Origin of the sequence: Chryseobacterium cheonjiense, assembly GCF_012927265.1 — a bacterium.
Lineage (GTDB): Bacteria > Bacteroidota > Bacteroidia > Flavobacteriales > Weeksellaceae > Chryseobacterium > Chryseobacterium cheonjiense.
The window spans coordinates 13,079-30,482 of record NZ_JABBGF010000005.1 but is presented as its reverse complement, the minus strand read 5'-3'; the positions used below and the strand labels follow the sequence as shown (position 1 = coordinate 30,482).

Genomic DNA, 17,404 nt, shown 5'->3' with positions numbered 1-17,404 from the left:
TGCAAATAATACTTGACAAAGGGGGTACGAATGTCGTATATTTGCAGTCCGAAAATTACATCTTGTAATTGATAATTTTTAAACCGTAATTTAAAAAATGAAAACATCAGATTTTAATTTTGATCTTCCTGCAGAATTATTGGCAGAACACCCATCCGAACACAGAGACGAAGCGAGATTAATGGTTTTGGACAGAAAAACTGAAACCATCGAGCATAAACTGTTTAAAGATGTTGTTGATTATTTTGATGAAGGAGATCTTTTTATCTTTAACAATACCAAGGTTTTTCCTGCACGTCTTTATGGAAATAAAGAAAAAACGGGCGCTAAAATTGAAGTTTTCCTATTAAGAGAACTTGATAAAGAAACCCGCGTTTGGGACGTATTGGTAGATCCTGCAAGAAAAATCAGAATTGGAAATAAATTATTCTTTACTGAAGACGAATCTTTGGTTGCGGAAGTTATCGACAATACGACTTCAAGAGGGAGAACTTTGAGATTCTTGTTCGACGGTTCTTATGAAGAATTTAGAGCTAAATTAAAAGAATTGGGAGAAACACCGCTTCCAAAATATATTAAAAGAGAAGTTGAGCCGGAAGATGCTGAAAGATACCAGACCATCTACGCGAAAGTAGAAGGAGCAGTAGCAGCACCTACAGCAGGACTTCACTTCTCAAGACATTTGATGAAGAGACTGGAAATTAAAGGAATTGATTTCGCAGAAGTTACCCTTCATGTTGGATTGGGAACCTTTAACCCGATTGAAGTAGAAGATCTTTCCAAGCACAAAATGGAGTCTGAAGAGATCTTTATCGACGAGAAAAATGCGCAGATTATCAATAACGCAGTTGATGCACATAAAAGAGTTTGTGCGGTAGGAACCACCACCATGAGAACTTTAGAAACTTCAGTATCTTCAAATAAAAAGATTTCTGCATTCCACGGATGGACGAATAAGTTTATCTATCCTCCTCACGAATTCGGTGTTGCCAACTGTATGATCACGAATTTCCATACTCCGAAATCTACTTTAATCATGATGATTGCAGCATTTGCGGGGAGAGATTTTATAATGCATGCTTATGAAGAAGCTGTAAAAGAAAAATACAAATTCTACTCGTACGGAGATGCAATGTTAATCTTATAAAAAAGTAAAAAGAGCTAGGTTAAAAGTAAAAAGTTAAAGAACACAAAATGAAACAAAACGATTTACTTGCAAGAACTTTTATGTTTGGCGTGAACTGTCTTAAGTTTTTAAGAACACTTCCAAATGATCCTGAAAGTAAGTTAATTAGGTTTCAACTTGGAAAATCAGCCACTTCGATAGGGGCAAATTATGAAGAATCACAAGCCAGGTCTTCAAAAGCAGATTTTAAAAATAAGGTGAAAATTGCCTTAAGAGAAGCTCGGGAAAGCAATTTCTGGCTTCGGATTTTAAAAAATTTAGACGGTTATAATTCAGAAGAATTTCAAGTATTATTAAATGAAAGCGCTGAATTAAAAAATATTTTAGCAACAATAGTTAACAACACAAAGTTGTAAAAACTTTTTAATTTTTACTTTTAACTTGGCTCTTACCTATATGAAAGATATCAGAACTTTATCACTTGATCAGCTCAAAGACTATTTTATGTCATTGGGAGAAAAACCTTTCCGTGCGAAGCAGGTGTACGATTGGCTGTGGAGTAAAAATCTCCACTCGATTGATGAGATGACAAATCTTTCGAAAAACCTCCGTGAAAAAATATCAGAAGAATATACCATTAATCCGGTTTCTGTAGATCAGCTCCAGAAAAGCACCGACGGAACCATAAAAAATGGGGTGAAGCTGCACGATGGTTTATTGGTAGAATCTGTTCTCATACCTACCGAAACAAGAACAACAGCCTGCGTTTCCTCACAGGTAGGATGCTCCTTAAACTGCGAATTCTGTGCAACGGCAAGACTCAAAAGAATGAGAAACCTTGAAGTGGCCGAAATTGTAGATCAGGTTGCTTTAATCGACAGCCAGAGCAAAATGTATTTCAACAGGCCGCTTTCCAATATTGTCTTTATGGGAATGGGAGAGCCGATGATGAACTACAAGAATGTAGTGGAAGCAATCAGGAAAATTACGCAGCCGGAAGGTCTGGGAATGTCACCAAGAAGAATTACCGTTTCTACATCGGGAATTCCGAAAATGATTAAGATGCTTGCTGATGACGATTTGAGAGTAAAGCTCGCCCTGTCACTTCACTCTGCTATTGAGGCTAAAAGAAATGAAATAATGCCATTTTCCGATAAGTTTCCTTTAACGGAGATTATGGAAGCGCTGCAATACTGGTATCAGAAAACAGGTTCTGTTATTACCTTTGAATACTGTGTATGGAAAGGTATTAATGACGGAGATGAAGATATTAAAGCCCTCATCAAATACTGCAAGCAGGTTCCTTCTAAAGTTAATTTAATTCAGTACAATCCTATTGGCGACGGAAAATACGACCAGTGTAATAAACAGGCGGAAGAAAATTATATCCGTCAGCTTGAAAATGCAGGTATTGTGTGCGTGGTAAGAAAAAGCCGCGGGGGCGATATAGATGCCGCCTGTGGACAGCTTGCCAACAAAACAACGGATTAAAATTTCATTAAAAAAATTAAAAAAAATTCTTAACGCTTTCTTAAAATATTACCTTTGTACCAAATAAAAGTGACAATGGTAGATTACTTTTTTGGGAAAGATGGTCTTGAAAATATTTATGCATGGTCGATTCCGGTACATGCAACAATCATTCTGGCAGAAATGATTTACAGCCATGTTGCCGAAGTCAGGCTTTACAACGGAAAAGATCTTGCAACAAATATTTATCTTGCGTTACTCAACTTCGGGCTGGATATTCTGATGAAAGCTTTTGCCATGGGAGTGATGTTTTTCTTCTTCAACCACAGGCTTTTTTCATGGGAATATACAGTATGGTACGGATTGCTTTGCTTTATTATTACGGATTTCGCTTACTATGTCCTTCATTATGTAGATCATCATTCCAGGGCGTTTTGGGCGGTACATATTACCCATCATAGCTCGGAGTTCTTTAATCTCACCACAGGTTTCAGAAGTCCGGTTCTACAGCCGCTGTACCGGTATCTTTATTTTTCCCCGCTCGCTTTTTTAGGGTTTAATCCATGGCATATCATGGTCGCTTACGCAATCGGTCAAGTGTACGGAACCTGGGTTCACACACAGACCGTAAAAAGTATGGGTATTCTGGAATATATTCTCGTTACTCCCTCTCATCATCGCGTTCATCACGCTTGCAACATTAAATATCTTGACAGAAATATGGGCATGTGCCTGATTATCTGGGACAAAATCTTCGGAACTTTTGAAAAAGAAGATCCCAATGTTCCCGTAAAATATGGAATCTATCCCAAAATGCCTGATAATAAACCGGATACCGTTCTTTTATACGAATGGCGAAGAATATGGAAAGACATCAGGCAGCCTGGTTTGACCATCTCCGATAGGGTAAATTATATTTTTAATTCTCCCGGATGGCGACACGACGGAACCGGCAAAACGGTAAGGCAATATCAAAAAGATTATTGGGCAAAGAAAAATAAAAGGAAACAGGAGATACAGAAAAAAACGGCGTGAGTTAAATTTTTTCTAAATCAAAAATGAATTTTTCAATACAATCTATATAATCAATTCAGGCGGCTTGGTCCGTCTTTTTTATTGCCTTAATTATTTGATATTTATACACTTTTCTGTATAACATTAATTATCAAAAAATACAAATTATAATTAATATTAGGTTTTGCTATCATTTGCTGAGTGTTATTAGTTTATGCTGAGCCTGTGGAAGTACCTTTGGGAACAAAAAAATAAAAGCAATCATTTAAAATAAAAGCGTTGCGAAAGCAAATACGCTTAAACTTATTAAATAAGATTCTTCATTAGTCAGAAAAAAATTAGAAAATAAGGCAAAGAAAGTATTAGTGAAATCAGTGCAAAAATTAGTGCATTTGTATTTAAATAAATATTTTTACCTTATGAAAAAGCTTTTCTTTATTATTACCATCACAATTTTCACGTTCTCATTTTCCCAAAAATCTGAGCCCTTAAAGATCAGGAAGTTCAGAGTTGCTTATCTGGATGAAAAGATTAAAGAAACATCAGGTTTGAGTTTAATGAATGGAAAACTTTACACATTCAATGACAGCGGAAATTCTCCCGAACTTTTTGAATTAGATAAAACAACCGGAGCAGTTACCAACACCATAAAAATAAACGCCAAAAACAAAGACTGGGAAGCTTTAACCAATGACGGGAACAATTTCTATATCGGTGATTTCGGAAATAACGGAGGCACACGAAGAGATCTTGAAATCTACAAATTACCGTTTGATAATTCTTCAAAAGATGATTCTGTTCAGATTATCTCATTTGAATACCCCGAACAAAAAGAATTTGTTCCGAATTACTCTTCAACCAATTTTGATGCAGAAGCGATGATTTACCTCAACGGAAAAATTCATCTTTTTAGCAAAGAATGGACTGCAAAATCAACGACACATTATATCATTGATCCTGAAATTTCAGGAAAACAGCAGGTGCAGAAAACAGAATCTTTCAAAACCAATTTTTTAGTTACCGATGCCTCCTATTACAATAAGAAATTGTACCTCATCGGCTATACAAAGAAAACAGAAGTGTTTCTGAATATTTTCACGGAAACAGAACCGGGAGTTTTTTTCAAAGAAATTCCGGAAAGATATTACCTGGGAAGCGCCCTGTCAATTGGTCAGATTGAAGGAATTGCAGTTGATGAAGCAGGTGTTTATATTTCAGGGGAAAAGTTTCATTCGCCTTTGGGAACTGCAAAGCAAAGCCTTTACTTTTTACCTAAAGATAAATTTAAAAATTTTTAAGTATTGGCTCGGAAAATTTTTAAGCAAAATAAAAATCGGAAAAGTAAATATTATTGTCTATGATGTTAAAACTAAAACCGATATTCCTATTAATTTCTCTTAAAATTACCTGAAAAAAATTATCTTTGTGGTAATTAATAATTTATCCATCATCAAAGATTGTGGCGAACACTGTAGAAGAAATCAAGCGACCGATCAATGAGGAAATGAAACTTTTCGAGCAGAAGTTTTATGAATCCATGCAGAGTAAAGTACCTTTATTAGATAAAGTCACGCGTTTTATCGTTACTACAAAAGGGAAGCAGATGCGCCCCATGTTTGTCTTTCTTTGTGCCAAGCTTGTTGGAAACGTTAATGAAAAAACATACCGTGGCGCTTCTATGATTGAGCTCATTCATACCGCAACGCTGGTTCATGATGACGTGGTCGATGAAAGCTTTAAACGCCGGAATTTCTTTTCAATCAATGCTTTGTGGAAAAATAAAATTGCCGTTTTGGTAGGAGATTATCTTTTATCCAAATCGGTTTTATTATCAACAGACCATAAAGATTACGATTTATTAGGCGTTATTTCAAGAACAATCCGTGAAATGTCGGAAGGTGAACTTCTGCAACTGGAAAAAGCCAGGAAACTGGATATTACCGAAGAAGTGTATTACGAAATCATCCGCCAGAAAACCGCGACTTTAATTGCAGCCTGCTGTGAAATAGGCGTGCTTTCAAACGACGCCGATGAAATACTGGCTAAAAAAATGATGGATTTCGGAACCTTTACGGGAATGGCCTTTCAAATTAAAGATGACCTGTTTGATTACCTGAGTTCCAACGTAATCGGAAAACCTGTAGGAATTGATATTAAAGAGCAAAAGATGACGTTGCCTTTAATATTTACCCTAAGGAACGCCGACGAAAAGGATAAAAAGTATTATTTCAATACTATTAAGAGGCATAACAATGATCAGAAACGGGTAAAAGAGCTGATCAGTTTTGTAAAAAGTTCTGGCGGACTGGATTATGCCATTTCTGTGATGAAAGATTTTCAACAGAAAGCTAAAAATATTCTCAACGAATTTCCTGATTCTGAAGCCAGAAAATCTTTACATATTATGCTGGATTACGTAATTGAGCGAAAATTTTAAATTAAATTATTTTCATCGTTACAATAATAACGGCTAATACTATGCAAAATAAAGCGATTAAAAATAAATAATCCGCAATAGTTTCAAAACGGCTTATACGCTTTTCATGCTGGGATCTTATTGCCAAAAAAGAAAAGAAGCAGCTGAAGGCAAAGAACAGGCATGCCACGCCCGCAAATTCGTCCAAATACGTACTAGGACTGATCCTGGTAATCTTTAAAGAGGTGATGATGACCAGTGAAAAGCCTAAAAGATTGCTGGATGCATTCAGGATATGCGTGGATTTCTTTTCCATCTTTACAATTTTTTTTCAATATAAATACAATTTTTTTTATTATCAAATTTTTAAAAAAGATTATTAAAAATTAAAATTAATTTAAAAAGTGTATATTAGCGAAATACTTCAAGAATTTAAAATTTTTTTATCGGGCTATGCAGACAACCTATATTGAAACACAGCAAATTTCCTTTCAAGACTTTAGAAATCAGATACTTGAAGATTATAAGTTAGGAAGGGTTTCCCGTGAAATGTCTTATCTGGGCAGGAGGGAAGTTCTTACAGGGAAAGCTAAATTTGGTATTTTTGGGGATGGCAAAGAGCTTCCTCAGCTTGCAATGGCGAAAGTTTTCAGATATGGAGACTTCCGTTCGGGATATTATAGAGATCAGACCTTTGCGCTGGCGGTTGATGCATTAACTGTTGAAAGCTTTTTTGCTCAGCTGTATGCAGACACCAGTGTTGAAAGAGAGCCTGCTTCAGCGGGTCGACAGATGAATGGCCACTTTGCCACAAGAAGCTTAAATGAAGACGGAAGTTGGAAAGATCTAACGGCTCAGAAAAATATTTCATCCGATATTTCTCCTACAGCAGGGCAGATGCCAAGATTATTAGGATTGGCACAGGCTTCCAAAATATATAAGACAGTAAAATTTGAAGGTTCCGAGAAATTCTCAAAAGACGGGAACGAAATCGCTTTCGGGACCATCGGTGATGCTTCTACCGCAGAAGGTCACTTCTGGGAAACGCTGAATGCCGCCTGTGCGCTTCAGGTGCCGATGATCGTTTCAATCTGGGACGACGGCTACGGAATTTCCGTTCCTACCATGAAGCAGAGAGCCAAAGCAGATATTGCTGAAATGCTGAGTGGTTTCCAGAGAAAAGAAGGTGAATTCCAGGGATGTGAAATTATTCAGGTAAAAGCCTGGGATTATCCGTCACTATTGGATGCTTACGCCCGAGCTGAGCAGTTTGCAAGAATGGAAAGCATTCCGGTGGTAGTACACGTGGTGGAAGTTACACAGCCGCAGGGGCACTCCACGTCGGGATCTCACGAAAGATATAAAAATGAAGACCGTCTGGCCTGGGAATCCCAGTTTGACGGCTTGGTGAAATTCAAAGAGTGGATTCTTAATTATTCCATTGAAATTGACGGAAAAGAGCAAGTGCTTGCAACCGCCGAAGAACTGGATGCTATTGATGAAGAAGCCAAAAAGACTGTAAAAGCGGGACAGAAAAATGCCTGGGAAAACTATCAGAAGACCATCACGGATTTAATCAGTTCGGTATTGCCTTTCGTTGAAAACCTGAAAGGACAAAATTCTGAAATTGAAAACTATATCAGCCAGTTCAATAAACTGGTTTCCAAAGCGAAGAAAGATGTCTTCCATTTGGTGAGACGTTCTTTACTGGCAACCAGAGGAACAAATTCGGCAGAAAGAAATCAGCTGATGCAGAAATACAATGAGATTTTTGAAGTCGAAAAAGATAATTACTCTTCTCATTTATATTCTCAGTCTCAATGGAAAGCGGAAAATGTAAAAGAAATCAAGCCAGTCTATTCTGAAAATTCTGAAGATGTTGACGGAAGAGTAGTGGTAAGAAATAATTTTGATAAGATTTTTGAAAAATATCCTGAGACATTGGTTTTTGGTGAAGATGCCGGAAATATCGGTGACGTAAACCAAGGGTTGGAAGGAATGCAGGAAAAATACGGCGATGTTCGTGTTGCCGATACGGGAATCCGTGAAGCTACAATTCTTGGACAGGGAATCGGTATGGCGATGAGAGGTTTGAGACCGATTGCTGAAATCCAGTATTTAGACTATATTTTGTATTGTTTACAGGGAATGAGTGATGATCTGGCTACGGTTCAGTACAGAACCAAAGGAGGTCAGAAAGCACCGGTAATCATAAGAACAAGAGGTCACAGACTCGAAGGTGTTTGGCATTCCGGTTCTCCGATGGCGGGAATTCTTAATCTTTCTAAAGGGATTTTAGTGTTGGTTCCGAGAAACCTTACAAAAGCTGCCGGATTCTACAATACGATGCTTCAAAGCGATGACCCGGCCGTAATTGTTGAATGTCTGAACGGATACCGATTAAAGGAAAAGCAGCCTGACAATTTAGGTGAATTCACAGTTCCTGTTGGAAAAATTGAAGTTACCAAAGAAGGAAATGACGTGACACTTGTTACCTATGGTTCTACTTGGAGAATTGTTATGGAAGCTGCAGAAGAGCTTGAAAAATTAGGAATTTCTGCGGAAGTAATTGACGTTCAGTCATTGATTCCTTTCGATTTAACCCACGAAATTGCTGAATCGGTGAAGAAAACCAACCGATTGGTGGTGATCGACGAAGATGTGGAAGGCGGAACTTCAGCGTTTATTTTACAGCAGATCTTAGAAAAACAGAAAACCTTCAGATTCCTGGATTCTGATCCGTTGACGATCTCTGCAAACGATCACAGACCGGCGTATGCAAGTGACGGAGATTATTTCTCTAAACCATCTTCAGACGATATGGTAGAAAAAATCTACGCTCTATTTAACGAAACAAATCCTCAGAAATATCCTGCGATATTTTAATTGAGATTTTACATAAACTTTGAAACCGCTTCTTTTGGGAGCGGTTTTTTTGTTTATATTGTAAAGAAAATTTGATAACATGAATTTAAAGTTTGAGAAAGTTGATAATAGAATTTATGACTATGTTGCTTACCTAGATAACATTGAAATAGGTGAGGCCGATGATAATGTAGGTGAACCAAATAGTGAATTTCTTATTTTTTTCAATGACAGAATATTTGAAGTTTCAGAAAAATACAATATAGCTGATTTTTTTAAAGAAGATATATGTGATTTTTCACTACCACTAAATTTTGAGCAATTTGCTAATTTGAATTGGATTAATAAAGAACTAAGTTATTTATCGTTCGAAATAGAAGGAAAAATAATTTTTCAACTTATACCAGATTTTGTAAAATGGGATAAGCCTTATAATATTATAACATTCGCTGAAAAGTTGAAGTTAATATTATTGGCACATGATTTTTCAGTCGATTTTAAACAAGATAATAACTTTTTAGAACACGGCTTCCAAATCTCTTGTAATTTCAATTTTGACCAAAATATCAATGAAGAATATGAAAGATTTTTATCTGTAATTGATAAAGAAGTAAAAAATATTTTTGAAAACCCTACACTTGTAGATATAAATTCAATAGCCAACAAATATTCATTTCCTCAAGAAATCCGTCAAGCGTGTGAGCAATATTTAATTTATTTTTCGAAATTTTTAGAAGATTATGGAATAGAAATATCTTCTGCGTTAGAATCAAGAAATGGTGACACACTGTTTACTGTAAAACCAAAAAACTCAAATGAAGCATTATCGAATATACGGGATTTATTAGATTTTTATCTTTCTCTTCCAGATCTTCAAAATTTAGAAATTATAACAAAAGATTATAATGATGTTAGTATTCAACAACTATTATCAAATATTTACCATTTAAAATCACAATTAATTTTGGCACATTCAATAATTGAATCTAAAAATACTACTATTGAAAGTCTAAAGTTCAGCAATTTTCAAAAGCAAATTTACATTGAATCAAATTTAAAAAATGAAGAAAAAACCTTAGATGGTTTAGTAACAATTCAAGAATTTGAGTATGGTAGCTTTAAATTTAATTTACCCGAAATTTTCAGAAGATTAAAAAGAAAATTTAATAAATAATAAAACACTATCAATTACATAACACTCTTCTGCACCTTTTTTCCTTCCAAAATCATTTTACAATCCTTCTCTTTTTCCGGATCGTACACATGGTATTTTGTTTCCCATTCCTCAAGTTGGTACAAAATAGGAAGCAATGCCAAACCTTTCTCTGTCAAAGAATATTCAACCCTCGGCGGAATTTCTTTAAACTCTTCACGAATTACCAGTCCATCGGATTCCATTTCCCGAAGCTGGTCGGTAAGCACTTTTCTGGAAATAACATTAATGCGCACCGCAAGTTCCCCAAACCGCAGTTTACGGTCTTTTATTACCAGAACAATAATCGGTTTCCATTTGCTTCCCAAAGCCGACATAGCTTTACCGAGAGGACAGCTGTATTGCATTAATTCGTTCTTTTTCATAAAGGTTTATTTCTAATTTTGTTTGTCTTTGTTGAACACGAAGTTCACAAAGATTTTTTTTATACTAACTGTTTTAAGTTTCACAAAGCCGTTTGACTACGTTGAATCTTCGATTTCACTTATAAGAGGGTACAAAGATTTTAATTATACCAATTCTTTTAATATTGTCAAGCGAAGCCTTCGACATCAACCTTAGCCTTTAGTCAACCTTATCGTTACCTCCACGTTACCATCATCAGTTACCACAAAGTTACTACTTTTTTTTCGTCGAAAGATACAAATATGAACTATTATTAGTTACTTTGTGTAACAATTATAAAAAAGTAAATCTAAAATGAGCACAGAATCATTATTTACACCTTTCAAGTACAAAAATTTAGAACTAAAAAATAGAATTGTCATGGCTCCGATGACACGAGCACAATCGGACAACGGAGTACCGACACAACAGATCGCTGATTACTACGCCAGAAGAGCAGCTGCAGAAGTGGGATTAATCCTTTCTGAAGGGACGGTAATCAACCGTCCGGCTTCAAAAAATATGCAGAATATCCCTGATTTCTACGGAACAGCAGCATTAAACGGATGGAAAAACGTAATCGATGCCGTACATGAAAACGGCGGAAAAATGGGGCCTCAGATCTGGCATGTTGGAGATACCAGAAGCACTCCGGATTATCCGGCTGTGGAGATGGAAAAGGCCTCTACCATGACATTGGAAGATATTCAGGACACAATTGCTCAGTTTGCAGCGTCTGCAAAATCCGCTAAAGATCTCGGTTTTGACGTGATTGAAATTCACGGCGCTCACGGTTATCTTATTGACCAGTTTTTCTGGGACGGTACCAATACCCGAACTGATGAATACGGCGGAAAAACCATTAAAGAAAGAAGCCGTTTTGCGGTGGATGTTGTCAAAGCCATCAGAGCTGCAGTGGGAGAAGATTTCACGATTATCATTCGCCTTTCCCAATGGAAACAGCAGGATTATTCGGTAAAATTAGCCCACACTCCTGAAGAGATGGAAGAATGGCTGTTGCCTTTAAAAGATGCGGGAGTCGACATTTTCCACTGTTCACAAAGACGATTCTGGGAACCGGAATTTGAAGGCTCCGACCTCAACTTTGCGGGATGGGCGAAGAAAATTACCGGTCAGCCAACCATTACCGTAGGTTCTGTAGGTCTTGAAGGCGATTTTATGGCTGCTTTCGGAGGACAGGGAACGGAAAAAGCAGATTTAACGGAACTCACGAAAAGACTTGAAAGAGGAGATTTCGATTTGGTTGCCGTTGGACGTGCATTGCTTCAGGATCCGGAATGGGCTAAAAAAGTAAAAGAACAAAATACCGAGGCACTTCTTGACTTTTCAGCAGAAAGTCTCGGTGTATTATACTAAAGTTTAATTATCAATAGTGGGTCTGCTTCGCTGCCTGTTTGATTTTTACAACTTTTCTAAACGGGCAATTGCTATTCACTGACGAAGTAAAATTCACTGTTGATGATTTTACCATATCTTGATTACCTATTTAAATTTTTTTCCAAAACCGCCTGAGGATATTTCAAAGGCGGTTTTTTTCAAAAGCAAAACCACTTTCCGGAAAACGGAAAGTGGTTTTTTAACAGATTTAAATATCTAAAATGTCAGATTAATTCTGACAACGTGATCGTTTACAAACCTATATTTTTGGTAGGCTTCAGCTGTTTTCTGATGTTTTTCGGAAGAGCATCCTTGTGTATAAGAATTGCAGTGGATTTGTATTCTACATAAGGTCTCGTTACATAAATATATCCTTCGAAATCATTCGTTACACCCCAGGAATTTTTTACCATATAGTATTCTTTTCCACTCTGGTCTTTTGCCAGTCCTACAATATGCATCCCGTGATCGTCAGTTGTAGAAAGGTTGTTTAAAGCCTGCTGGCGCATATCTTCCGTAATCGTTTTATCTTTTTTAGGTTCAGTGAATAAAGTTCCTTTGTTCTCATTATTGATCTGATCAAGATTCATATCCGGAACATATGCCACTCCGTTTTTGTAAGAAAAATAAGGTTCGGAAACATCGGTTGCCCAACCTACGGAATATCCTTTATTTACGGCATTGTCAATAATTGCCGTTAGATCTTTCATCGGAACATTCCAGTCAGAGTCATGGCTCCAGTTGTCCGGAATCGGAACAACAAATTTCTGGAAGTAAGGATAATCTTTATAGGAAGAAATTTCAACATAATCTTCCGGATTGATGCCTACAACTTCTTTCGCAAAAGTCTGTGGCGTGTAGGATTTTCCTTCGTAGGTAAAGTTGGCGGGAACTTTTCCCAGATATTGGTCCAGAATTGCATCTACGGAAGACATCCAGTTGTCTGTTAATTTTCCTTTAGCGCCGGCCTGAACCAGACTGTCAAGAACAGGTTTCAGTTTACCCTGCATTTCAGAGAAATTATTTAGCGTCTGTCCCTGTCTAAGCCCTGTGTAAACGTCCTGTGGAACAGCTCCGTATTTTTTGTACATGTTGATGACATCATGCAGCTCTCCGCCGTCGCCCCAGCTTATTGCGCCGTTGTTCAGCACATATAATTTTGCTTTGTCATGGTAAGAATTTCTTGCCGTGAAGATTTCTGCAAGATCAACAGGCTTTTTACCCATTCTCTGCATTTCAGACTCCAGGAAAGAGTTCCCCGAATAGCTCCAGCACGTTCCCGAAGAACCCTGGTTTTTTACCGAAGTCGCACCCACATCTTTCAGCGTGGTAAACTGGAAATTGGCATTTTGAGACTGATTGTTTTTTAACTTATTGATTAAGTCATCCTGAGCAAACATCATACTTCCTGCAGACAAAACAAAAAGTAATGATACAAATTTTGAATTTTTCATTACTATAAAATATTATTTATACGAATAGTCGTTGGTAATAGAGATTTGTTACAGCTCTAAAGGTTAAATGCAAGGTTGAATTTTTTGGAGCTGTTTCGCGCTTTCGCTACTCGCTTTTTTCTGTTTTCGGCGGCGGCTTTGCCGCCGCCGAAAACAGAAAAAGAGCTCAAACATGCCGCTCAATCGCGGCTAGGGTAGAGGTCTTTCATAACCTTTCGGCAATGCCCAATACATCTTGTCATGATGAAAACATTCATAAATCTGTGCAGTTCATGAAATCCGTGGTAAAATAATCAGATTTAAAATATGAACAATTAGCTTAGATGCTTCCGGCATGACAAACCTCCGGCAATAATTTTTTAAGCAATCTGTGTGAATGAAAGGGAGTGATCTATTAATTCAAAATCAATAGTCATTTTTTACTTTGCCTCATTCGTAAGATTTCATTACATTTCAAAAAAAGTTTAGCATGTTTCCAACCTTTTTGAGTTTTTCTGCATCTGTACAGATATAAAGCCTGATTATGGAACGAGAGTTACTACTACAATGTCAGCGGAACGACCGCAATGCCCAGCGGAAAGTCTATGAGAAAATGGCGGGTAAATTATATGCGGTCTGCAGACGGTATCTTAAGAACGATGAAGATATCGAAGAAGTGCTTGCCGATACATTTTATAAGATCTTTACAAAAATAGAACAGCTTCACAATCCTGATATTTTTGAAGCCTGGGCAAAAAAAATAGCGGTCAATGAATGCCTGCAAAAGTTAAGGGCGGCGAAACGTCTTCATATCTCATTGGAAGAAAACCATTTCATAAGTTCCAATACCGACAGTGAAAATGTTTCTTTTGAAAAAGATATTCTGCATCTTCTCAACTTTCTTCCGGAAGGCTGCAGAGCAATTTTCAATCTTTTTGCCATTGAGGGGTATCCTCATAAGGAAATTGCTGTTATGCTTTCTATCAGCGAGGGAACGTCAAAATCCCAGCTCAATTTTGCGAGAAAAAAGCTTCAGGAACTTCTGGTGAATCAAAATGTTTAAACTTTACAACAATGGAAAATAATCACGATATCGATAAAACCTTTAATGAGGCCTCAAAATCCTTAGAAGAACCTGTAACTTTTCCGGGGTTTGATAAAGTTTGGGCTAAAGTTGAGGAAAAGCTTGATCAGAGAGAAGAGAGAAAACATAAAAGAATTCCTGCATGGCTTCCGTACGGAATCGCCGCCAGTCTGCTTATTGCTTCCGGAATTTTTTATTTTACTTCTACAAAAGATAATAATACAACGATTGACGAATCGGTTATTGCAAAAAATACAGTGGGTGAAAAAATTTCTTCTCCACAGATTTCTGAGCAGATCCGGAAGACCGACAGTGTTGTAAAAGTAAATATTCAAAAACAAATTGTATCATCTCCGGCTGTAAAATTAGCCCGAAATGAAACGCGAAAGTCTCCTGTTGCTTCATTAATGCCTCCTGCTTACGAAATCGCATCTGCATCGTCTTTCGATAAGACTGTACTGGAGATTAGAGAAGAAAGAGCGGTTATGGACAGCATAAAGCGGAACAATATAGAAGAAGTTATTGCAATGGGCATTAAAAAAGAAAAAGCTTCGATGAATGCACTGGCTTCCAGTAAGAAAATTTCTGATCTGAATAAAATTGCAGATACTGCAGATTATGAATATCAGGATTTAACATTCGGACATCGGGAAAAACTACAGGAACCTGAAATACTTTCTAAAAAATCTTCCGCAAAAGAATATAAACCTCTCGCATCGAATAGCGTGAAAAAAACTTTACTGGGTGAAAAACAGTCTGCAGCTTCTCTTAACGGGTTCACGCCGGGTCTCAGTATCAATTCTATTTCGGGAGCAACGGGTTCCGGAAGAGTGGATATTTCGGTAGGGTATCAGACAAATTCCAAAACGGGAGCCGAACCTTTGGTTTTGATCGACGGAGCGGTATCAGATATCGAAACCCTCAAAAAGATAGCGCCTTCAAAAATTGACAATATTTCCGTAATCAGTAAAGAAAAGGCCGGCGGTTTATTCGATGGGAAAGCAAAGAATGGTCTAATCGTCGTTATTACAAAAGATATTTCTAAAACCGAAAAACAAAGGCTGAAAAAACTTCTTGAGGAAAAAGTTTCTGAAAAATAATACTGTGCTGTTAAAAACTAATAACCATTTATCATACATCAGGAAATAAACTTTGTAAGAAGTATAGAATTACTGCAACTTTTTAGTTAAAATGAATCTTTAATAAGTTCATGTACTTTAGGATAAAATAACAAACAGGGACAAATACAGCTTCTGATATGTTGCGAAATGTGTACTGTATGACATCTTATCAATTAAGTAAAAAGGAGTAGAAGAACTGTAATATTAATACTAAAATATATGAAGAAGATCATCATTATTGCTTTATGCAATTTCTCCATCATTGTGCTGGGTCAAAAGCCGGTCTTTGCAGAAGCAAAATTAAAGTCGGTTACTTTATATGAACAGTCTGCAGAATTATACAGCAATACCTCATTTAAAATTGCGAAAGGAAGCTCAGAAGTTGTAATCACCAATATTGCACAGAATATTGATGAAAGCACCATAAAAATAGGCTCCAAGTCCAAAGTTTCAGTTCTTACCTATCGCTTTACAACAGATGAAAATTTTTATAAAGTAGAACTTGATAAGAAAAATCCTCAGCATAAAGTAGTCTTAGACAGCATTTCTTTATTGGAGAAAAAAATAAAAGATCTTGATTTTCAAAGAACTGCTATAGCAAACAGTATTGTTATTTTAGATAAAAATCAGACGATTAATTCCGGTTCTGGATCTTATTCCAAAGAACTGCAAAAACTGATTGATTACTACCAGAAAAAAAGAACCGAACTAAGCATCGAGCTCAATAAGGCTGAAATGTCATCTGCTCTTTTGTCTGAAAAACTGGATAAATTGCGCACTAAATTTGATCTCAATAATCAGGAATTAGAAAAATATCCTAAGGGAAAATTGGTGCTGCAGATTTCCAGCGATAGTTCGGAAGACGTAAATCTGGATATCAAATATGGCATTCGCGAAGCTTTTTGGAGACCATATTATGATGTCGTTATTCCTGATATAAATTCTAAAGCGCAATTGCTGTACAAAGCAATGGTGAGACAAAATTCCGGGCTGGACTGGAAAAATGTCGAACTTCATTTGGTTTCCGGATATCCGAACGTGAGAAAACAAATTCCGTCCCTGTCTGCATGGAGTTTGTTCTATCAGGAACCTGTGGCAGCTGTAACTCCGGGAATACAGGCAGACCGGGCCGAAAATTATGCTTCCGTACGATCACAATCTGCTGCAAAGGAAGTCAGTATTGCGGAAGTTGCGGTTGTAGGCTCCAGTGTTTCCAGGAATCAACTGAATGTAGCCTATGACCTGAAAGATCTTTACACTATTTTGTCCAATAATCAGGACAACAGTATTAATCTGGATCGTACGGAAATTCCTGCCACTTACACGTATTATACTATTCCGAAAGTTGACAGAACCGTTTATCTGATTGCAGAACTTGATAATCTTGATAAATACAATCTTATTAATGCTGAAGCTAATGTTATTTTTGAGAACACCAATGTCGGAAAAACAACACTTAATGCAGAAAGTACAGACAGTAAGCTTCTGCTCACACTTGGTGATGATAAAAGGGTCAGCATTAAAAGAGAGGTAGTTAAAGATAAAACAATGGAAAAGAGTATCTCTTCCTCTAACAAGGAACAGCAGTTTGCCTATCAGTTTACGATTCGTAACAACAAAAGTGAAAAGATAAAACTCAGAATTATAGATAGAATTCCTGTATCTCAGGATAAGCAGATCATTATAACGCTTGCAAATAAAGGAGGTGCATCTTATAATGAAGAAACAGGTGAGCTGATCTGGGATATAGTTTTAAATGCTAATGAAACAAAAAAGACCGAGTTTTCATTTAAAGTTAATTCATTAAAAAATAAAGTGATCTTAGGACTTTAAAATAGTTGTATAAATATTTCATAACAAGAGATTAAAATTAGTGTTAA

General features: G+C 36.8%; 15 protein-coding genes. 12 read left to right on the top strand and 3 right to left on the bottom strand.

All coding sequences use genetic code 11. The features are described from left to right. Window positions 1-97: 97 nt before the first annotated feature. From queA to HHL20_RS19090, 6 genes are all read left to right on the top strand, one after another. Window positions 98-1,147, top strand: coding sequence for a tRNA preQ1(34) S-adenosylmethionine ribosyltransferase-isomerase QueA (gene queA / locus HHL20_RS19115; protein ID WP_169232750.1), 1,050 nt, complete (start codon window positions 98-100; stop codon window positions 1,145-1,147). Between the two features lie 47 nt (window positions 1,148-1,194). Then, window positions 1,195-1,542 carry a four helix bundle protein gene (locus tag HHL20_RS19110; RefSeq protein ID WP_169232749.1) on the top strand — a complete coding sequence of 116 codons (348 nt, stop codon included), beginning with the start codon at window positions 1,195-1,197 and terminating at the stop codon, window positions 1,540-1,542. A 40-nt stretch (window positions 1,543-1,582) separates the two neighbouring features. Further along, the gene (gene rlmN, locus HHL20_RS19105) at window positions 1,583-2,617 is read left to right on the top strand and encodes a 23S rRNA (adenine(2503)-C(2))-methyltransferase RlmN (protein WP_169232748.1); all 1,035 of its coding nucleotides are present in this window, start codon (window positions 1,583-1,585) and stop codon (window positions 2,615-2,617) included. A gap of 75 nt (window positions 2,618-2,692) precedes the next feature. Further along, window positions 2,693-3,631 (top strand): sterol desaturase family protein, encoded by a 939-nt coding sequence (locus tag HHL20_RS19100; protein WP_169232747.1) that lies wholly within the window; start codon window positions 2,693-2,695, stop codon window positions 3,629-3,631. A gap of 398 nt (window positions 3,632-4,029) precedes the next feature. Then, a complete protein-coding gene (locus HHL20_RS19095; protein WP_169232746.1) occupies window positions 4,030-4,908 on the top strand; it encodes a hypothetical protein in 879 nt (292 codons plus the stop codon). Window positions 4,909-5,069: 161 nt separating this feature from the next. Then, a complete protein-coding gene (locus HHL20_RS19090) occupies window positions 5,070-6,047 on the top strand; it encodes a polyprenyl synthetase family protein (protein WP_169232745.1) in 978 nt (325 codons plus the stop codon). Between the two features lies 1 nt (window position 6,048). On the opposite strand, the gene HHL20_RS19085 is transcribed toward HHL20_RS19090, so the two are convergent. Then, window positions 6,049-6,342, bottom strand: coding sequence for a hypothetical protein (locus HHL20_RS19085; RefSeq protein WP_169232744.1), 294 nt, complete (start codon window positions 6,340-6,342; stop codon window positions 6,049-6,051). Between the two features lie 137 nt (window positions 6,343-6,479). On the opposite strand from HHL20_RS19085, the gene HHL20_RS19080 reads away from it, so the two are divergent. Together HHL20_RS19080 and HHL20_RS19075 are read left to right on the top strand one after the other, a co-directional pair. Further along, window positions 6,480-8,912 carry an alpha-ketoacid dehydrogenase subunit alpha/beta gene (locus HHL20_RS19080; protein ID WP_169232743.1) on the top strand — a complete coding sequence of 811 codons (2,433 nt, stop codon included), beginning with the start codon at window positions 6,480-6,482 and terminating at the stop codon, window positions 8,910-8,912. Window positions 8,913-8,991: 79 nt separating this feature from the next. Continuing rightward, entirely contained in the window at window positions 8,992-10,065 is a 1,074-nt protein-coding gene (locus HHL20_RS19075) for a hypothetical protein (protein WP_169232742.1), read from the top strand. 14 nt (window positions 10,066-10,079) lie between these two features. On the opposite strand, the gene HHL20_RS19070 is transcribed toward HHL20_RS19075, so the two are convergent. After that, the gene (locus tag HHL20_RS19070) at window positions 10,080-10,469 is read right to left on the bottom strand and encodes a winged helix-turn-helix transcriptional regulator (RefSeq protein WP_169232741.1); all 390 of its coding nucleotides are present in this window, start codon (window positions 10,467-10,469) and stop codon (window positions 10,080-10,082) included. A 334-nt stretch (window positions 10,470-10,803) separates the two neighbouring features. Between HHL20_RS19070 and HHL20_RS19065 the strand changes: the two genes are divergently transcribed. After that, on the top strand, window positions 10,804-11,865 hold the full coding sequence (locus HHL20_RS19065; RefSeq protein WP_169232740.1) for an NADH:flavin oxidoreductase: 1,062 nt from the start codon (window positions 10,804-10,806) through the stop codon (window positions 11,863-11,865). Between the two features lie 272 nt (window positions 11,866-12,137). On the opposite strand, the gene HHL20_RS19060 is transcribed toward HHL20_RS19065, so the two are convergent. Continuing rightward, window positions 12,138-13,340 (bottom strand): C1 family peptidase, encoded by a 1,203-nt coding sequence (locus HHL20_RS19060; protein ID WP_169232739.1) that lies wholly within the window; start codon window positions 13,338-13,340, stop codon window positions 12,138-12,140. A 523-nt stretch (window positions 13,341-13,863) separates the two neighbouring features. Between HHL20_RS19060 and HHL20_RS19055 the strand changes: the two genes are divergently transcribed. The 3 genes from HHL20_RS19055 (at window position 13,864) to HHL20_RS19045 (ending at window position 17,357) form a co-directional block, all read left to right on the top strand. Further along, entirely contained in the window at window positions 13,864-14,382 is a 519-nt protein-coding gene (locus HHL20_RS19055) for an RNA polymerase sigma factor (RefSeq protein ID WP_169232738.1), read from the top strand. 11 nt (window positions 14,383-14,393) lie between these two features. Further along, entirely contained in the window at window positions 14,394-15,503 is a 1,110-nt protein-coding gene (locus tag HHL20_RS19050; protein ID WP_169232737.1) for a SusC/RagA family TonB-linked outer membrane protein, read from the top strand. 240 nt (window positions 15,504-15,743) lie between these two features. Then, on the top strand, window positions 15,744-17,357 hold the full coding sequence (locus HHL20_RS19045) for a DUF4139 domain-containing protein (RefSeq protein ID WP_169232736.1): 1,614 nt from the start codon (window positions 15,744-15,746) through the stop codon (window positions 17,355-17,357). The last annotated feature ends 47 nt before the right edge of the window (window positions 17,358-17,404 follow it).